The sequence below is a fragment of the Coriobacteriia bacterium genome (assembly GCA_034370385.1).
GTDB lineage: Bacteria > Actinomycetota > Coriobacteriia > Anaerosomatales > PHET01 > JAXMKZ01.
Window position 1 is genome coordinate 20,191 of record JAXMKZ010000005.1, and the last position, 18,121, is coordinate 38,311.

Annotated in this window: 20 protein-coding genes; 9 read left to right on the top strand and 11 right to left on the bottom strand. The window is 66.0% G+C overall.

What is annotated here, in order from left to right:
* Nucleotides 1-73: 73 nt before the first annotated feature.
* On the top strand, nt 74-1,123 hold the full coding sequence (locus U1E26_01080) for a class I SAM-dependent methyltransferase (protein ID MDZ4168235.1): 1,050 nt from the start codon (nt 74-76) through the stop codon (nt 1,121-1,123).
* Here U1E26_01080 and U1E26_01085 read toward each other — a convergent pair.
* Nucleotides 1,110-2,003, bottom strand: a complete 894-nt coding sequence (locus U1E26_01085) for a hypothetical protein (protein MDZ4168236.1) — start codon at nt 2,001-2,003, stop codon at nt 1,110-1,112. The two genes, U1E26_01080 and U1E26_01085, sit on opposite strands and share 14 nt — an antisense overlap.
* A gap of 133 nt (nt 2,004-2,136) precedes the next feature.
* Nucleotides 2,137-4,569 carry a glycosyltransferase gene (locus U1E26_01090; GenBank protein MDZ4168237.1) on the bottom strand — a complete coding sequence of 811 codons (2,433 nt, stop codon included), beginning with the start codon at nt 4,567-4,569 and terminating at the stop codon, nt 2,137-2,139.
* A gap of 301 nt (nt 4,570-4,870) precedes the next feature.
* Between U1E26_01090 and U1E26_01095 the strand changes: the two genes are divergently transcribed.
* Both U1E26_01095 and U1E26_01100 read left to right on the top strand, forming a co-directional pair.
* Nucleotides 4,871-5,446 (top strand): hypothetical protein, encoded by a 576-nt coding sequence (locus U1E26_01095; GenBank protein MDZ4168238.1) that lies wholly within the window; start codon nt 4,871-4,873, stop codon nt 5,444-5,446.
* 83 nt (nt 5,447-5,529) lie between these two features.
* Entirely contained in the window at nt 5,530-5,778 is a 249-nt protein-coding gene (locus U1E26_01100) for a YdeI/OmpD-associated family protein (GenBank protein MDZ4168239.1), read from the top strand.
* A gap of 28 nt (nt 5,779-5,806) precedes the next feature.
* Here the strand turns inward: U1E26_01100 and U1E26_01105 are convergent, their stop codons facing one another.
* Nucleotides 5,807-6,307, bottom strand: coding sequence for a CYTH domain-containing protein (locus U1E26_01105; protein MDZ4168240.1), 501 nt, complete (start codon nt 6,305-6,307; stop codon nt 5,807-5,809).
* Between the two features lie 177 nt (nt 6,308-6,484).
* On the opposite strand from U1E26_01105, the gene U1E26_01110 reads away from it, so the two are divergent.
* The gene (locus U1E26_01110; GenBank protein ID MDZ4168241.1) at nt 6,485-6,955 is read left to right on the top strand and encodes a hypothetical protein; all 471 of its coding nucleotides are present in this window, start codon (nt 6,485-6,487) and stop codon (nt 6,953-6,955) included.
* A 165-nt stretch (nt 6,956-7,120) separates the two neighbouring features.
* Nucleotides 7,121-7,819 carry a hypothetical protein gene (locus tag U1E26_01115; GenBank protein ID MDZ4168242.1) on the top strand — a complete coding sequence of 233 codons (699 nt, stop codon included), beginning with the start codon at nt 7,121-7,123 and terminating at the stop codon, nt 7,817-7,819.
* Here the strand turns inward: U1E26_01115 and U1E26_01120 are convergent.
* On the bottom strand, nt 7,816-8,205 hold the full coding sequence (locus U1E26_01120; protein ID MDZ4168243.1) for a hypothetical protein: 390 nt from the start codon (nt 8,203-8,205) through the stop codon (nt 7,816-7,818). The two genes, U1E26_01115 and U1E26_01120, sit on opposite strands and share 4 nt — an antisense overlap.
* Before the next feature lie 44 nt (nt 8,206-8,249).
* Nucleotides 8,250-8,903: a flavodoxin domain-containing protein gene (locus U1E26_01125; protein ID MDZ4168244.1), complete on the bottom strand. Its 654-nt coding sequence runs from the start codon at nt 8,901-8,903 to the stop codon at nt 8,250-8,252.
* A 158-nt stretch (nt 8,904-9,061) separates the two neighbouring features.
* On the opposite strand from U1E26_01125, the gene U1E26_01130 reads away from it, so the two are divergent.
* Entirely contained in the window at nt 9,062-9,637 is a 576-nt protein-coding gene (locus U1E26_01130; protein ID MDZ4168245.1) for a TetR family transcriptional regulator, read from the top strand.
* A gap of 277 nt (nt 9,638-9,914) precedes the next feature.
* Nucleotides 9,915-10,211 carry a hypothetical protein gene (locus tag U1E26_01135; protein MDZ4168246.1) on the top strand — a complete coding sequence of 99 codons (297 nt, stop codon included), beginning with the start codon at nt 9,915-9,917 and terminating at the stop codon, nt 10,209-10,211.
* A 147-nt stretch (nt 10,212-10,358) separates the two neighbouring features.
* Here the strand turns inward: U1E26_01135 and U1E26_01140 are convergent, their stop codons facing one another.
* The 4 genes from U1E26_01140 to U1E26_01155 form a co-directional block, all read right to left on the bottom strand.
* On the bottom strand, nt 10,359-10,895 hold the full coding sequence (locus U1E26_01140; protein MDZ4168247.1) for a GNAT family protein: 537 nt from the start codon (nt 10,893-10,895) through the stop codon (nt 10,359-10,361).
* Nucleotides 10,896-10,927: 32 nt separating this feature from the next.
* Nucleotides 10,928-11,539 (bottom strand): histidine phosphatase family protein, encoded by a 612-nt coding sequence (locus U1E26_01145; protein MDZ4168248.1) that lies wholly within the window; start codon nt 11,537-11,539, stop codon nt 10,928-10,930.
* On the bottom strand, nt 11,532-12,635 hold the full coding sequence (locus U1E26_01150) for a hypothetical protein (GenBank protein ID MDZ4168249.1): 1,104 nt from the start codon (nt 12,633-12,635) through the stop codon (nt 11,532-11,534). The genes U1E26_01145 and U1E26_01150 overlap by 8 nt, the downstream gene beginning before the upstream one ends.
* 232 nt (nt 12,636-12,867) lie before the next feature.
* Nucleotides 12,868-13,248, bottom strand: coding sequence for a hypothetical protein (locus U1E26_01155; protein ID MDZ4168250.1), 381 nt, complete (start codon nt 13,246-13,248; stop codon nt 12,868-12,870).
* A gap of 153 nt (nt 13,249-13,401) precedes the next feature.
* Here U1E26_01155 and U1E26_01160 point away from each other — a divergent pair, with 153 nt between their 5' ends.
* Nucleotides 13,402-14,334, top strand: coding sequence for a DUF3641 domain-containing protein (locus U1E26_01160; protein ID MDZ4168251.1), 933 nt, complete (start codon nt 13,402-13,404; stop codon nt 14,332-14,334).
* 14 nt (nt 14,335-14,348) lie between these two features.
* The gene (locus U1E26_01165; GenBank protein ID MDZ4168252.1) at nt 14,349-15,716 is read left to right on the top strand and encodes a TIGR04283 family arsenosugar biosynthesis glycosyltransferase; all 1,368 of its coding nucleotides are present in this window, start codon (nt 14,349-14,351) and stop codon (nt 15,714-15,716) included.
* A gap of 120 nt (nt 15,717-15,836) precedes the next feature.
* On the opposite strand, the gene U1E26_01170 is transcribed toward U1E26_01165, so the two are convergent.
* Together U1E26_01170 and U1E26_01175 are read right to left on the bottom strand one after the other, a co-directional pair.
* Nucleotides 15,837-16,340: a DUF1569 domain-containing protein gene (locus U1E26_01170; protein MDZ4168253.1), complete on the bottom strand. Its 504-nt coding sequence runs from the start codon at nt 16,338-16,340 to the stop codon at nt 15,837-15,839.
* 116 nt (nt 16,341-16,456) lie between these two features.
* Complete coding sequence (locus tag U1E26_01175; protein ID MDZ4168254.1) at nt 16,457-18,118, bottom strand: cation:proton antiporter family protein; 1,662 nt, start codon at nt 18,116-18,118, stop codon at nt 16,457-16,459.
* Nucleotides 18,119-18,121: the final 3 nt, after the last annotated feature.

Consider the following 18,121-nt stretch of genomic DNA (forward strand, 5'->3'; position numbering starts at 1 on the left):
TTGAATGCCGTACGCCCGACGTCGGGTTATCATCGGACTCAGGAATCGGGGCGATGGTGCAACCGGAGGCGTCGTGCGACTCGGAGTGACCAGTGCGAATCCCCTCATCTGGGCCCTGGCGGCCGTCGGCTGGCTGCCGTCACCACTGCTCGTCGCGTTCTGGGGCATGGAGTCGAGCCGCGCGCTGATCGTCGCGAGCGAGGTGGGGCTGTTCGACGCCCTCGCGAGCGGCCCGCGCACTGCGGACGAACTGGCGGCGGCTACCGAATGCGACCCCCACGGCGTCCAGACGCTCGCGAACGCGCTCACCGGCTTTGGCTACCTCAAGCGGCGCAACGGCTCCTACCGGCTTCGCCGCGGTGCGCGCCGCTGGCTGCTCTCAGACTCCCGCGTCTCGCTCAAGCGACCGATGGGGCTTCTCGACGTGATGTGGGACGAGCTGGGAGACCTCGAGACACGCGTGCGAGAGGGCGGGTCTCGTGACTTCCACCGTCCTGAACGCGACGCCGCTTTCTGGGCACGCTACCTTGAGGGCCTGGGTGCGGCTGCGGCGCTGACCGCCCCTTTGGTGGTCCGCTCGATCGACGTCGGCCGCGGCCGGCGTCTCCTCGACGTCGGCGGTGGCCACGGGGCGTTCTCGGTGGCGATGTGTCGGCGTCACCCGGGTCTGCACGCAACGGTGCTCGATCTCGAACCCGCCACCGTGGTCGGTCGACGTCTCGTCGCTGAAGCGGGGCTCACGGACCGCATCGACTTCTCAGCGGGCGACCTGACAGACGCCGAGTGGGGCGAGAACCACGACGTGGTGCTGCTGTTCAACCTGCTTCACATCTTCGACACCGCCACGGCAGCTGCGGTCGTACGGCGAGCCCACGACGCGCTCGCACCGGGCGGCACCGTTGCCATCCTCGACGCATCGCACAAGGAATCCCGCGGGGGTGTGAGCGCAGTCGGAGGCGGGAGCGAGCTGCTCTTCTTCGCCATCAATGACACCCAGGCCTACCCCGAGGCGACCCTCGTGCGCTGGGTCGAAGAGGCCGGATTCGCCGATGTGCGCGTGCGCCACACCCTGGGCATGCCTGAAGTGCTCATCACCGCACGCCGTTGCGTCATAAACACCTGAAGGTCGGCGAGTAGCCCGCAGCGGTCCGCCAGATGACGAACGCGGCGTCCCGGGCGGTCAGCCCCGGCGTAGTCTTCACCAGCCGCACGATGGCAGCATCGAGGAGCATGTCCGTCTCTTCTGCCGCCACCTGGCGCCCGAGCACTTCGGAGAAGTAGTCTGCCAGCCACGGTGCGCCTGCGGCGTCGAACTCCGCCACCGACTGCATGAGGCGCGCCTCTCCCGCTGCGGCGATACCGCGGGTGGCCTTCACTACCGCTGCGATCGCGTCACGCTTCTCCGGATCGCGCGCATCGGCTTTCGTCAGCACTCCCGCCTCGGCGAGTCCGCGGCACAGGTCGACAACGACCCGCGCTCTGGTGAGGTCGGGGCAACCGAGCGCCTTGGTGTCGCTGCCGAACACGTCGCTCGCAAGCTTCGCGTCCGTGACGCCCTTCAAGCCCGCGACGAGGTCTGTGGTGGTGAACTTCGCCGCGTATGCGGTGGGGCGCCATGACTTGGACGCACCGTATGCGGTGAGCGAACAGACCGGTCCGGTGGCCGTGAGGCGCCCCCGCTGCACGAAGACGGCGTCGACGACGCAGAGCACGAGGTTGGGGTAGCCGGCCTCGGGAAGCGGCACCGACGCGGATATCTTCTCCGCCTTCTTGCCAGCCTTATCGGACTTCGCGTCTTTGCCTTTCTTGTCCGACTTCGCGGCCTTCTTGCTCGCCTTGTCGGACTTCTTGCCCTTCGACTTCTTGCCCTTCGACTTCTTGCTGGGCTCCTCTCCCTTGTCCGCCTTCAGCTCCTTCGCATCGGTTGACGGCTTCGCGAGTGGTTTTGCGCCGAGTGCAGAGAGCCTCTCCGCGATGGCTTTTGTGTCGTTCGTGTCGGCCATGTTCGCCCCTTCCCTGTCGGGGGTCGTCAGATACGCTACTACTGGTTTACCACTCCTCGACGGATTGCGCGAGCATTGCCGCAGCTCAGGTGACATGTCTGTGAAGTGCGTGTGAAACTCAACACGGGCGCCACTACACGCTTGAGAGCTCCGGTGTCTGCTTTCCGCCAACGCCGCTGACAGCGTTGCCACCGGACGCGCAGTCGCCGGGACCCGTCGGCTCCTTCAGCTGCTCGAACACCTCATCCCACGAGTAGAGGAGGGCGTTCTCGCGCGCGGCCGCGCTCAGGCTACGGTGCGTTTCGCTACCTTCGCGCACGCCTTGAACGAGGCTTGCGATCGCCTCGGCCCAGGTCACCGCGCTCTGATCGCCCACGATGAAGCCGCTGCGTCCGGGCACGATGACCTGCTTGGGCCCGCCCGAGGCACTCACGAGCGCCGGCAGACCGCTCGCCTGGGCCTCGAGCACCGCCATGCCGAAGGTGTCGGTGACGCTAGGGAAGACAAGGAAGTCGACCGCCGCGTAGAGCCTCGCCAGTTCGGCCTGGTCGAGACGACCCGTCAGCACCACGCCGGGCGTACTCAGAGCGCGGTCCGCGAGGTGATCGGCGTGGGGTCCATCACCGGCCAACACGAGTGTCGCATCGGGCACTTCGCGTGCCACGAGCGCATGGGCGTCAACGAGGAGGTCAAGGTCCTTGTCCTTCGAGAGCCGGCCCGCGTACAGGTAGATCGGCCCGTCGCCGAGCCCGTGAAAGCGGCGCACCATCCGGCGCGCGTGCGGGCGCGGTGCGAAGCGTCGCGTGTCGACCCCGCGACGGAACAGCCCGATCCTCTCCGCCGGAATACCCCTGTCCCGCAGGAGGCTTGCGTACTCCGACGACGTGGCGAGCACCTCGTCGAACTGGTTGTAGAACCACGTCACATACGCGTCGACGAGTGCGACGGGGGCATCATCGCCACCGATGCGCGCGAGTTGGGCGCCGAAGTCGGTGTGGAACACCGCGCGGCAGGGCACGTCGAGAAGACGCGCGGCGAGCAGCCCCGTGAGGCCTACCGGCCCCGGCGTCGACACGACGATCTCATCCGGTTCGTACTCCTGGATCAGGCGCAACGCGCCCAGGACAGAGGGAACCCGCACCTTCTGGTGCTCGTAGAACGACAGGCCCGTCTCCATCATCCACGGAAGGGCGAGAACGCCGGCGTCATCGGCACCCGGGCCCAGGCAACCCACGAGCTCCAAGCTCCTGCCGCGCGACCGCGCTTGATGCGACAGTTGGCGCAGCGTCACCGAGACACCGTTGAGGTCGTCGAGCGTGTCCGAGAACCACAGCGTGCGACGGTCCCGCTGCAATCGCCCCACGGCGAACCGCTCGCGAATCGCGTCCGCCAGTGCCCGTCCTCGATGAAGCGCGTTCATCGTGGTCAGGAACGGCGCGGCGACGAACGCCGCCGGCAGAGCCGCAGAGACATCTCGGACCAAGGCAAGCACATCACCCTGCTCGATGTGCCGCTTCGCCGACTCCAGAAGCATGAGCACGAGCTCGTCGGCGACAAGAGCCATGCGGTCGTAGGCGAGATCGAGGCGCTCGTCGAGTGACGAGGCGCGCTGACTCCGAAGGGCCTCGATGAGGTCGGCCACGGCGGCACCCAGAGGCGTCGTGCGCATGCGCATCACCGCTACGCGCTCCTTGAGCGACAGCCCCGGAACCTTCGCGGGCGCCTCGGCGAAGAGCGTCTGGGAAACGGTCGACATGAGCGAACGCGCGGCAGGCGTGCGCCCCGCCTGCGAGAAGTCGCAAGCGATCTTGTAGACGGAGAAGGCGAGCGTCCGATAGTCGTTGTGTCGACCCTCGGCCCGGGTCTCGCGCGCCCCGACGCGGGCGAGGAACTCCTCGGGCGAGGACGCGGGAGCCTCGGTCCAGGTGCGGCCGATGAGGAGCCCCGCATGGTCGTCCGACCCGCCGGTGAACCCCTTGATCCACGGACGCTCGCCGAACGGCTCGATATGATGCTCACGCGCGAGGCGAGCCATGCTCTCGGGCGTGAGACTGCTCAGCGCGCGGCACCACAGATCGTTCTGGCGCTGCGTCCGCGCTCCGTTGACCACCTCGAAGCAGTCGAACAGCACGACGAGTTTCTCAAGATGGTGCACGGTGAGGCGCTCATTCACCGCGAAGGTGGCATGCGCGACCGAGTGTGCCAAGCTCTGCGCCCGCAGGTAGTCCCGCAGCGCATACGCATCCTCGCGCAGCTCTTGGACACGGTCGAACTGCGCCTCGTCGAGCCCCCAGATCAGCAGATGGAACTTGCAGCCGTCTTCGGGAAAGTAGACGGTCGACTCGACCCCCACGAATACGTCGTGAGGGTGTGCCCGTTTCAGCGCGACCGCCCCGTTGATGCTGTTGTGGTCAGTGAGGGTGACGAAGTCCATCCCCCGGGCCTTGGCGGCGGCGTACACCACCTCGGGCTCCGTGTAGGACTCGGCGGCGCCGATGCGCTTGAGGAACCACTCAGACGGGCGGTCCGAGTGCCGGGAGTGAACGTGCAGATCCGTTCTCGCCACGTGCCAGCCCCTTTCTCGCAGTCGAAAGAGGCGCATCGCGCCCACTCGTAGTACACACGAATCCACGGCAGCCGTGGTTGCACGGACATGAGGTGGCGGTTAGGAATCAGTGACACGCTCGTGAACGGTAGGTGAATCCGCTAACGCGGTGTATCAAATCGGCATCAGGATTGTTTCTTGTTCCGAAGAGGGGTTCCCCTTGGAGCCGTGGCGTTGAAGAATGCCCGTGAAGACGTTGCAGCATGAGACGCAGCCGTGGGAACCGAACGTCTATCGGCACCTTCGTCGAAGGAGAGCGCTCATGCTGACCGCCACCGCTGTCACCCCCGCACTCAGGCCACCCGTACTGCCCGAACATGCGGTCCCCCAACTGGCCATAGAGCTGTTCGAGCACCTGGCACCACTTCACGGTCTCGACCCGCGCCACGCCGCGACCGCTGAGCGCGCCGCATTCGGACTGCCCTGTATTCGCGCGTTCGACGTATGGGGCTCTTGCTCGCGGGTGCTGTTCTATGTCGGACTCGATGACAACGACCCGGAAGGGGGCATCGTTGCTGAAGCGGCGGCGTGGTACGCGTGCGACCTTGCGCCCGACCCCGCCATGTGGGAGATGCTCGATTCTGCCTCTCAGGCGCGTGTGATGTGGATCGCCGCCGTGCTTCGCGTCGCCGAAGCGGTCGTGCTGGCTGCCCGCGGTGCGGTCTCGGGCGTCCACGTGGCGTGGACCGACACGGTCCTCCACCTTGAGTTCGACGGCGTCGATCCCACCCGCGACGTAGCGCGCGCGATCAACCACGCGGCCGCACTCGAGATGGTCACGGGCCGCCAAGTGCTGCTTACCTCATCGGTCCGGCGCCGCAGCTGGTTCGCCGCCTAGGGATGATTCCGCGCAGGCTGAGCGCGCATCGCCCATGAGCGTCACAATGGGGCCACGAGCGAACATCGAGAGGATTTGAGCCTGTGGCCAAACGACCCGACTTGCCGATGCCCGAGGACATGCAGCAGGCCCTGGAGGCAGCGTCGCTGCTCAATGCCTTCGCCCTCAGGCCCGATAACCAACGCAACGGCTATGTCTCCTGGATACAGGAGTCCCGCCGCGAGATCACGCGCCGCAAGCGCATCCGCCAGATGCTTGAGGAGCTCTACGCGGGCGACGTGTACCGCGGCGCGGCGTGGGGCACGAGTTGCGCGCGCCCCAAAAAGCACTAGGCTCGGCGGAGCTGGGGCCCGACCACCCTCAGGAGGGGCGACCGTCGCGAGCAAGAGCGGCATTCTTGTAGCGCCCGTCATCGGTCACATCCGCGTCGAACCACCCCGGAGGCTCGAACGCGCGTGCCCTGTCGAGCGAGACGAACTCGACCTCAGCCACGGCAAGCCCGGCAAGCGGTCCATCGTACAGGTCGACTTCCGCAACCAGGTCCCCGGGCAGCGGCACCGCGTGACGCCGCTTCTCGATGCGGCGGCCCTCGGTCGCCGGCCACAACGATGCGAACTGCTCGCGCGAAAGAGCGATCTCGTACTCGCCGCGCCGGATGCCCGCGCCCGACTTGACCGTCAGGGTATACGCGTCATCGGCCTGACGGATCCGCGCCTCCTCCTGCGTGCCCACCACCAGATAGCCCTGGCGCACTGACACTCCAGGCGCGGCGAGCACCTCCTCGGGCACGTTTAACAGCAGGAACTTGCGCTCGATCTCCACGCCCGTGGGCGGCGATGCTGCATCGTGGCTGTTCATCATGGGCGCGGCCTCTTTCCCTTTCGTGGTCATGACTACGGTGTAGCACGCCTCCGACGTGCGCGCGAGCCCTGCAGCCTGCGTCGCACCCCTTTTGCCAGTGCCCGAAACGGTCCACAGACGCGCACGGGCTTGCGCTACAATCGAAACGGTTGGGTCACGCAGAGGGGGCGGCGAAGCATGGCGAAACAGGGAACGAGCACCAAAGAGGCCGCGGCGGCACTCGGCGTATCCACCAAGTGGATCCGGGCGCGCATCGCCGAGGGCGCCATCGCACCGAGCCGCGCAGGCGGCAAGCGAAGCGGCTACGTGCTGTCCGACGCGGATATCGAGACCCTGCGCGCGCTCCACGCAGTCAAGACCGCGGCCGCCGAACCGGCGGGGCTGCCGGAGTTGGCGCCCGAGGACGGCAACGTGCCGTCGAACGCCGTGCTCGCCCGAGTGAGTCGGCTCGAGGCCGACCGCGCCAACCTGCTCGCCCAAGTGGCATGGGAGCGCGCTATCGCCCAGGAGCAGCAGAAGACGCTTGAAGTCGAACGCGCTCGGGCCGACCGGTTGGCTGACGAGCTCGACTCACAGCGTACGCGGATCGAGCAACTGAAAGCGCTCAGCGCATGGGACCACGTGCGCGGGCGCCACAAGTCGATCTAGCGCCACGGCACCCTCCCCGCCCCCGGCTAGGGGATTCACCTGCAACACGGTGTTTCCCCAGAAGTACGCGGGGCCTTACGGGGTTGATACACGCCTTTCACCAACCGTCGTCGGGGAAGGCATAGGCTAGGCGCTCACGCTGATCATCAACGGCTTGGAGCGCGCATGGGAGCAATCATCGAGTTCATCCACACGTGGGAATGGACGCTGTTGGTGGCGGTCATCGTCCTCGAAATCAGCATCCTCGTGAATGCCGTTCGCGAAGGTAAGGAACGAAACCACCTCGTGCGCGAGATGGAAACGACACGGGTGGAGCTGGGCCGAGAGTCCTATGTGGCCATGAAGCGCAGTGCGCTACTGGAAGCCGGCCGTCGTCTCGACTTCATCAGCAGGACGGCCAACTCGGACCTTGAGACGATCGGCAACAACGGGACTGAACACCTCTACAAGCCCAGCGTGCGGTACCGGTGCATCACGGCCACCGACCCGAGTCTGCTGCGCGCTGTGTTCCAACTGCACCTGAACGGCGTCGAAGTGCGCGTGAGCTCTTCTGTCGTCCTGTCGACGTTTCGATTCCACACGTGGGATGACCGCGGCGCGGTGATGGGGCTTTCAGCGGAAGCCGAGGAGCACGAGGTTCGAGGAATCGAAGCCATCAACCCCCACTTCAGCCGGGTGCTTCGCCAACACTTCGACCGCATCTGGGAGAACTCCGTACCTTGGCAGGAATGGGCCGCTGCCCTCCTCATCGATGCCCAAGGGTTCGAGGATATGGAGCCCATCGCCGAGCTGGCAGCGCAGTGGTCGCTCAACGAATCAGACGCAAGCAGCCTCGAACGCGCACTGGCAGGGGCGAGCAACTAGCTCAAGGCCGCGACAACGATGCAGCATACGAGCATCACCGTGATCACGGGTACCCAGATTCGCCGCTCGCCTTTGCTCGGGGTGATGAGGTTCATCACGAGGCCAACCCCGAGCAGCGCTGCGACTGTCCAAGCGATCCACGTGGGCGTTGCGCCCCAGGGCGCTGCGTAGACCCCGGCAACCGAGAGGATCGCAAGCGCAGCGACCCCGAGAATGACCGCCTGGACCGCGGCCGCAACCCGCATGGCGGGCGGGAACCTGCCGGGGAACGCACCGCCCATCGCAAGAGCACCCCAGGGAGCGCCGAACGCCAGCGCCAGCTGAAAGGTCACAACAACTAAAGTGGCAAGCGCGAACACGATGGCGAAGATCTCTGTGCTACTCACTCCGTGCTCCTCACGAGTGTGACCCCTCAGCCCGGCTTCTCTCCCTACACCGGCACCTGCTCAGCCCACGCCTTGATCGCGTTCCAGTCGCGTCCATCGCCTTCGATATCCCCGCCGAACGTCCGGAACATCGTACGCGTGAACCAGTTCGATTCGGCGTCGTTCGGACCGACGCCGACGAAGTAGCCCTCGGCCACGGGCTTCACGGTCTCGCGCACCTTGTCGAGGTACGCCTGCCGGCGGGCGACCTTCTTCGCCTCCGGTCCGGTGTTCATCGCGTGGACGCAGAAAAGCGCGACAGGCACCTTGCCCAGAGGGTCGCCGTTGGCCACCACGAAGGCTTCAGCCTCGGGCAGCCAATGCCCCCCGTTGACCGCGCTACCCAGTATGACCGCCTCGTAGCCATCGAGCGATGGCTGATCCTTCATCGGCTTCACATCGACGTCGAACCCACGCTTGCCCAGCGTCTCGCCGATCATCTCCGCGACGCCCACGGTCGACCCGGTCCCTGTGGCGTACCCGACGAACACTCGCTTACTCACCGACAGACCTCCTCCGTAACTCGTTGATGGCGTAGGCACCAGCGCGCTGTCCTGCTCCACGCTCGCAGCGCAACCCGTCAGGCCACCCGCCGCAGCCGCCGCTCCCAGCACCGCAGTGGTGGTCACAAACTCTCTGCGAGTCATCTGTGTGGGCATCAGCAATCTCCTCCGCTGCCACCCTCGCGTTGGGGCGACTGTGTTAACCTAACGCCGTTAGACTAGCTGGATGCAGTATCACACCTAACACTGTTAGGGTCAAGTGCCGTACGGTGATTCCCCGCTCGCATCGCGATGCCGGGAGGGAGGCGTCGAACATGGTTGCTCCCCGGAAGCGGACCGTGCCGCTCACATCCGATGAGCTCTACGCGACCGCGCTCAGAATCGTCGATGCCGACGGTCTCGAAGCGCTCACGATGCGTCGGCTCGCTGGCGAAGTCGGTGTCGAAGCCGCGTCCCTCTACCACCACATCCCGAACAAGGACGCCCTCATCAGCGGGATGCTCGTGAAGATGCGTTCTGAGGTGCAGCTGCCCGACCCGTTGCCTGAGGACTGGACCGACCTCTTCGTAATGATCTTTGCCGAGTACCGCCGCGTCCTTTCGGCACACCCGAACCTGGTTATCTATGCCGGGCGTCGCGTGGAGTCCGACCCCTCCCCGGACGGGTTGCAGGGTCTGGTTCAGCTGGGGCTGAGCGAAGACGACGCGGTGGGTTTGTGGCAATCGATGATCGCGTTCGTGACCGGCTTCTCGCTCTTCAGCTCCCGCGCTGCCGAGACGGACACAAGTAACCAGCCTCCGGAACTTGACACTCGCCTTGCCGAGTGGCGCGACGAGACCGCGGACAAGACGATCCGGGCCATCATCGAGGGCTACGCTGGCGGCCGATAGCCGCGATCCGGCGGGGTTGCTCGTGCGGCCCCCGCACTACGCAAGAAGTTAACCGCCGATTCTCGGCTCGCGTCTTGACTCGGTCGTCCCGTGAACGTACGTTCTGAGCGAGTGATCCACCGAACCTGATGTGCACGCTGAGAATCAGCCGAACGACTTTGGAAGGGAAGGACGGGCAGCCGCCTTCGCATCCCCCGGCCCTCAACGCGAGATTGGTGAACTCCTCGCCGTGCCCTTCCGGGCGCTGTTCACTCCGCACCGCAGCGACGCTGCAGCCGTGGTTCTCTCTCCCTTCTGGAACCGCCCGAGTTCTGACAGCATCGGCGTGCTCGCGGGCAAGCTCGGCGCACACTGTGCCCACCACCGCTTCGGTCGCCTCGGCCACCTTCGGCACATCCAGCTCAACATCTGGCGCATCGGCGTCAAGGGCTCCGGACGCAATGTGCGCGTGCCCCTCGTGAGGCTCAGCAGCGTGACGCGACTCATGGCGTGGGCGCTTCAGTCTGCGTCACGCCGCCCAGAGGGTCCCTCCGCGCGAACGAGCGCGAGGCCGTCCGTTTTGGAGGTGCGGTGATCAGCCACTCCGTCCCCAAGCCACGCGCACGTTCACACCTCAAGGCGAAGCATCGCGCCGTTGCGCGCCCGCGGCGGGGCGGCCATCGCCCCCGGCGCGGCAGTCCCTGTGAACCGCTCGCTATCGATTACAGCGGACGGTAGCGCCCTAGTCCCTCGGATCAGTTCGGCACGTCACCAGCGCGTAGACCACCCTGTCGATGATCTCACCGTCCTTGAAGATGCTCGCGCGAGCCACTCCCTCGCGAGAGAACCCGCACTTCTCCAGCACGCGCATCGACCCGGGGTTCCAGGCGAAGACCGAGGCCTCAAGACGGCACCGGTCGAAACGCTGCATCGCGTAGGGAGCCACCTGGTGCACCGCAGCGGTGGTGATGCCTCGCCCCCAGAGGGGTTCAGCGAGCCAGTACCCGATGCCGGCCGTACGCACGGAGACGCCCTCGCCCAGCTCGAGCCCGATACCACCCACCGCCTGTCCCCCGACCTCGATCGCCCAGTGGGTGGGTTCACGCATGCCGGCGAGCAGGGCGAACCACGCATCAGCCTCAGGCTCGCCATAGGGGTGCGGGAACATGTCGGTCATGTTGCGCCAGATGCTGCGGTTGTCGGCGGCGCTGATGAGCGCGTCCTTGTCACTGGGTGACCAGTCGCGCACGACACACTGCGAACACTCGAGTCTCAACACTCCCAACCTCCCAGGATGTGGCTGCTCAACCCCTACTCTGCTTCGACGAGCGGTCGCGCTGTTTCGCTCAGCAGGCGATGACCCTGCATCGTCATAGTGGTGAGCGTGAGATTGGGAAGGGTGTGGCTCATCGCCTGCTGCCACGTCTCGCCTCGCAGCAGTCCGTGGAACTGAAGTAGGAACACCTCGTGCGAGACGATCAGCACCGTACGCCCCGCGAACTGAGACATCACGTACGCCCTGAAGCGTGCTGCCCGCTTCCTCAGCGCAGGCAGCGTCTCGCCACCCGGCGGGTTCAGGGAGTGGAAGTCACCGCCGATCCTGAAGTACTTGATCACGGGCCTGAGAGCCTCAGTCTCGCCCGACGCCAGACCCTGCATGGCGCCGAAGTCCCGCTCCTTGCACAGCTCGCTCGTGACGATATCTCGCGCACCGCCGGTAAGCAGGCGCGCGGTCTCTACGGCCCGGCACAGCGTCGAACTGACCACCACGTCGACCGATAGACCAAGCTGCTGTGACGCCCGCGCTGCGTCCGCTAGGCCCTCAGCGTTGAGAGGCACGTCCAAGAAGCCGGCGTAGCGTTTCTGTCGGTTGAAGTCAGTAGCACCGTGCCTGACGGTCACGAGGATGGTCGGCTCACCCATGCCCGACCCCCGTGAGTCTCAGAATGTGGTTGAGCCTGATCACGGACGAGTAGTCTGAGAACAGCGGACCGATCTTGATGTAGGGCACGTTTCGCTCGCACGTCACATCGCATACGAAGGTGGATTCGGTGCTGATCGAGCGGTGTGACGTGATCACCGTCAACCCTCCGGCTTGGGCCGTCTCGATCGCGCCGACCGTGGCCGACACCGTCCCGGCCTGATTCGGCTTGACGATCGCAGCCGTGCTGTGGCCTCCCCGTGCTCCGGCCGCTATCCGGTCAGCATCCGACGAGTACAGGTTGTCTCCCACGACCATGCAGCGATCCCCGCATTGATCGGTCAGGGCCGTCCAAGCGGCGAAGTCCTGCTCGTGGAACGGGTCCTCAAGCACGCCGATGGAGAACTCCTCCACGAGGTCAAGCCAGTAGGCGCACATCTCCTCCGAGGTGCGCGAGGATCCATCGGTGACCGGGAAGTGGTAACGATCCGAAGCCCACAGATCTCCCGCCGAAGCATCGACCATCACGTCGTACTCGCTTCTGAGCCCCAGCTCCTCAAGAACCTCGACCAAGAACCGGAACGGCGCCTTGTTGTCTCTCTTGGCGAACGCATTGACCTTGTGGTCGTTGACGACCACCTGGCTGCTCGTCAGAAGCCGGGCCGCGATCGCGTCCTGGATACGCCCGTGCTCGCTGAGCGAGCGGAGCAGGTCGTCGTGGGTCGGGACCACCAGGAACTCGGCAAAGTCGCTCAGCACGGGGTTGGTGTAGGCATGCAGCCCGCCGTTGAGCACGTTGAAGCAGATTCGGGGGGGCTTGAGCCCATCGCGGCGCTCGGTGCCCGCCGAGATGGCGCTCGCATCAGAAAACGCGAGCGAGAGGGCGAAGCAGGTGTTCCTTCCGAAATCGCCCATCCTGCTGTCCAGGTATCGGTCGAAGCCGGCCTGGTCCATCTCGCCACCGAGGATACCGTCGCGGACAACCGCTTCCACCACCCGATTCGGGTCCACCGCCGGACCGTGGTCCTCGTAGATGCTGATCGTCTCTCCCTGCGACGACGAGCCCGTGCCCAGTGAGCCACAGCCGAGTTCCACCATGAACTCAGTCGTTGGTCCCCCGTGCGAGTCCAAGATCACCCGGTGTTGAATCGAGCTTATGCTGTGTCGGCTCACGGCGACCAGCCCTCCAGAACGTTGCCGGCGAACTCTTCTGCTCGAGTCTAGCTGACCGAGGTGCTCTTCTGGCGCACTACGTCGATCAGGGGCCGCCATCGAACGCACTCAGCATCTGCCTTCCGTCCTCCAACACCAACCAGCCACCGCGACCTCGCTAGCCGATGCCGAGAATCGCGAACGCTGCAAGGGCCGCCGCCGGCGCGTAGATCACTTCCGAAAGCACCCCGAGCATGGCTTCCGACCAGCTCGATCGAGTCGACACGGCATCTCCGATCTCGCTCGCGGCGAACATGCCGAACCATATCAGCGAATAGGTCAGCCATCCGACACTGAACGCGGGCGAGCCCAGATGGAGGATGAGGACGAAGGCCACTGCCGTGCCGAGCTTGGTGATCAGCACGCCAAGAAGGAATCGCTGCGGCGAAACCTCAGCCGGGATCTCGGCCAAGCCGAGTGCGCTGGCACCCGCGTAGACGACGAACGGGACGACGTAGATGATCGCCAAGACCGCGGCGATGGCGAGCACTATCGACATGGCGAGCCCCCCTCACTCTCCGCCACTGAACGACGGTCCGGCACGCTTCATCAGTCTAGCGTCTATCGTCTTACCTCTGAAGGTAAACTGGTGCGACCACGGCGGGCAAGCAACTCCCTGGCGGCCACGTGCCTGTGCGAAAGAGGGGCTGATTTGAGCGCGTTCGTTCGTACCGTTCAGGATGCGGATTCCTCGGCGCTGAACGCCGACCGGATCGACACGCTCATGCTCAACGTCGGGCTGCGCTGTGACCAGTCCTGCGCGCACTGCCACCAGTCGAGTTCGCCCCAGCGCACGGAAGCCATGCCGCGCGACATCATGGATGCGTCGGCAGCCGTGGCCGACGAGGTGCGTCCGCTTCTCGTCGACATCACGGGGGGAGCTCCCGAACTCAACCCCGACATCCGCTACCTGCTTCATCTGCTCCGGGACGCCGGGCACCCTGTCCGCCTCCGCACGAACCTGACGGCCCTGCTTTCGCCTGAGGCTGAAGGGCTCGTGGAGCTGCTCGCACATCGAGAAGTGGCGGTGCTCGCATCGGTTGCGGGAACGACTCCGCATGAGACCGCTCCCCTACGAGGAGACGTGTTCGACCGCAGCCTCGTGGCCCTTCGCCAGCTCTCTGAGGCGGGCTATGGACGCGATCCTCGTTTGCGGCTCGACATCGCCGTCAATCCACCGTCCGACACCCTGCCAGAACCACCGCTTGCGGTGGAGGACCGATTCCGCGACGAACTCACGGGTCGCCTGGGAATCCCGTTCGACGATGTGCTGGTGATCACCAATACGCCCGTCGGACGCTTCCGGGAGCTCCTGGACCGCAGCGGTAGGCTGGGGTCGTATGCGCAGGAGCTGCGCGACGCGTTCAACCCGCAGACGCTCCCTCTGTTGGCGTGCCGCACCTGTCTCGTGATCGCGTGGGACGGCACGTTGTGGGACTGCGACTTCAACCTCGGGCGCGGCGTCGCGCTGACCCCCGGGTTGCCGATGCACGTCGCGCAGTTCGACGGCTCGCTCCTCGCGCGCCGTCCGGTTCACTTCGCCGAACACTGCTTCGCCTGCACCGCTTCCGCGGGCTCCGGTTGACAGGGCAGCCTGCTGTGACCCGGTCGGGCCACCAACTGAACTCTCGCCTGATCGTCATGACGCGCTTCCCGCGACCCGGGCACGTCAAGACGCGCCTCATCGGTGCACTCGGCGACGAGGGAGCCGCGGCGCTGCACACTGAGCTCGCGCGCCACTGCGTCCGCCGCATGCATGCAGCGGCGCTTGGCAGCGGCATCGAGCTCGTGGTGCGGGCGACGGGTGGTTCGGCAGGCAAGGTCAGACGCTGGCTCGAGCGAGGCGTGCGCGTGCGCGATCAGCGCGAGGGCGACTTGGGCACCCGCCTGGCGACCGCTGCGCGCGGCGCATTCGATGCCGGAGCCGGGGCGGCGGTCTTGGTGGGCTCCGACGCTCCCGGCGTTGGCGGAGTACATGTCCGAGCGGCACTCGACGCGCTGGCGCAGCACGATGTCGTGCTCGGTCCCGCGATGGACGGCGGGTACTACCTCGTGGCGCTCGCGCAGCGCTCGGCGACTCGATCCGTTCCTGCGCTTCTCGGCCCGCAGATCCCCTGGGGAACCTCGGGCGTCCTCGAAGCGAGTCTGGCCGCTGCGCGTTCTGCGGGCCTGTCCGCGCACCTGCTCGACCCGCTCGCCGATATCGACAGACCCGAGGACATCGCGATCTGGACGGCTATCCTCGACGATGAGGAGCGCACCCGCCGCGATCCTCGGCTGAGCGTGGTCATCCCCGCTCTGAACGAGGAGGACGGGATCGCCGCAGCGGTCGCCTGCTCGTGGGCCGCGGGCGCACACGAGGTCATCGTCGCCGACGGGGGCAGCACCGATCGGACCGCGGAGATCGCGCTGGCTGCCAACGCTCGCATCGTGCGCTCGGCACGCGGACGCGCGGTGCAGATGAACGCCGGTGCCACAGAAACGACCGGGGACATCTTGCTCTTCTTGCACGCCGACACGTCGATTCCGGCTGATTCCCTCGACTCGGTCCGCAGCGTGATGGCGCATGCGGACACCGCGCTGGGTGCCTTCCGGTTCGCCGCGGGCGACCCCGACAGCGCCGTCGATCGGCTCATCACCGCCGGCGGCGTGCTGCGGCACCGCGTCTTCAGGCTGCCCTACGGCGACCAGGCACTGTTCGTGCGGGCACGCGACTTCGCGGACCTAGGCGGCTTCCCGGTGCTGCCCGTGATGGAGGATCACGAGTTCGCGCGACGGTGTCGGCTGCTCGGGCGCCTCGAGACCGCCCCCTTGTCAGCCCGAAGCTCGGCTCGCGCCTGGCACCGGCACGGCCTGCTGGAAACGACCCTGACGAACGCAGCCGTCATCGCCGGCTACCGCGTGGGCGTACCCGCACAGCGTCTTGCGGCTTGGCGTTCGAGGATCGCGGAGCGTTTAGCCCGCTAGGATCTGCGGCGCGCGACCCCGCTGGGTCCGCCCAACGTGATTGCCCATCACCGACGGCACGCCTGCGAGCGCTTGCCGCCCGAACCTGCCTTGGGGGGCGTGCCGTCCGCGGAGCGCTTGTCAGGCGCGTCCAGCCGTGTCGGCCTTACGGGCCGTCGGCATCAAGAAGCCGAGGTGGTGCGCACAGTGCAACCGATGCAGGGCATCCAACTCCTGGGCGCCCAGCACCCCGACACTCGGCGAGGAACTGAAGGCACCGTCGTGGCCCTTGGTGCGAGCCACCCAGTCCCTGAGCGCATCCAGTCCATCGGCATCTACGACATCGCTCGAAGGCACCATCTCGGGGAAGGTTTCGATGCTGCCGGTAACCGTGCGGATCAGCATCTCTCTCCCGCCACCGAATCGCGCGAGCGTGTTGCGGGTCAGCCAAAGGGGAAAGCGCGCGGAAGACGGCGGCTCCGGGAAGCCCTCGATGAAGGCGCGCATCACGGATGACAAGTGTGTGCAGGTTTGGCCGAGACTCCACTCCCCCAGCGAGCTGTAGCCAGAGCGCTGCAACGCCTCTGCGTCCGCGATCACCTCGGACAAATCGTCGAACTGCACGACACGCGGCGAAATCTCCATCTCGACTCCCCCCGACCCCTAGGCGTTTCCCCCGACTGCTCCTAACGCATTGCTCATGACCTGCAAACCGACCACGCCCCGTTCCCTGTCGAGAGCACCTCACACGGCCGGTTTGTCTACGATGCGCTTGTGGGCGTCGGTCTGACATCGAGCGCCGCCTCGATGATGTCGGCAGCTTGGTCGGCAGCGTCCGAGAACGGCATCAGCGTGTCCACCACCCCGTCGCGCAGTCTGAGCCGTGCGGCATCCTCGTCGTCGTGTGCGGTCGCGATGAAAGAGCCGTCGAATCCCGCGACCTCAAGACCGTGCGCGACCGCTTCGTTCACGTCGAGCTGGGGGAGGGTGCTGACGACCATGCGGGCGGAGGAGAGGGGCAGCGCCAGCGCGAACTCCGGGTCGGCGACGTCCCCGTACTGAGTCACTAGGCCCGACTGCCGCGATTCCTGAAGTGCTTCCGGGTCGAAATCGACTCCGAGCACACCAAGTCCTCGCTGCGTGAGGCGTCTGGCGATACGGCCACCGTAGCGCCCCAGCCCCATGACGATGACATCCACGCGCACCGGACTCTCGTCGCGGTCGGTCAGCTCGCGATACGGCACGCTGCGCTCGAAGATGCGCAGGGGCTTCTGCAAGAGACCGTACAGCTGGGACGAGTAGATGATCAGGTAGGTGGACAGGCCTATGGTGACGATGCCCACCAGCGTCACCAGCCCAAGAGCATCTGCTCCCACGTGCCCCAAGGTCACGCCCAGCGTCATGAGGATCAACGAGAACTCGGATATCTGGGCCACTGTGAGGCCTGCAAGAAGTCCCGTGCGGCGCCGATAGCCCATGTACCCCATGATCACTATCACGATGAGAGGGTTGCCCACGAGCACGAACACCGACAGGACGGCGGCCGGCAGGATCTGATCGGCGATGCTCGTCATGTCGAGGCGAGACCCCAGCTCGATGAAGAAGAACAGCAGCAGGAAGTCGCGTAGGCTCGTCAGGCGCGAGGCGATGGCGTCCCGGTACTGTGTCGAAGCGATCGATACGCCGCCGAGAAAGGCACCCACCTCCTTGCTGAAGCCCAGGGCGTCGCCCACGGCAGCAAGCAGCACGGCCCAGGCAATCGCGAAGAGCACGAGCAGCTCTTGGGATCGGGCTAGGCGGTCGAGAAGTGCGGGCATCACCCAGCGCATCATCACGAAGGTTCCGCCCACGAATACAGTCCCTATGGCGAGGAGGCGGGCGACCTGTGCGAACAGCGGGCCCTCGCCGCCGCCGGCGAACGCCGGCAGAAGAATCATCGCGAGGATCACGCAGATATCCTGCACTATCAGGAACCCGACGGCGATACGCCCGTGCAAGGAGTCGATCTCACGCTTGTCGGACAGCAGCTTGACGATGATGATCGTGCTCGAGAAGGTCAGAGCGACGGCGACGTAGGCGGACGTGAGCGTGTCGAACCCGAGCGCCAGCGCCAGCCCGAACCCGATGATCGACGTGAACAGGATCTGCCCTATGCCGGTGCTGAGCGCCACCGGTCCCACCGACCTGATCAGCCCCACGTCGAGCTTGAGTCCCACGACGAACAGCAAGATCGCGATGCCGATCTGGGCAAGCGTCTCGATCTGGTCGCTCGCGCTGACCCATTGCACACCGGCGGGCCCAACAACCACCCCGACGATGATGAAGGCGATGATGAGAGGCTGCCTGAGCCTCAGCGCGATGATGCCGGCCACAGCGGCAAGCGCCAGAATCGCAGCGAGTTCGTAGAAGACGCTCTGGAACACGGT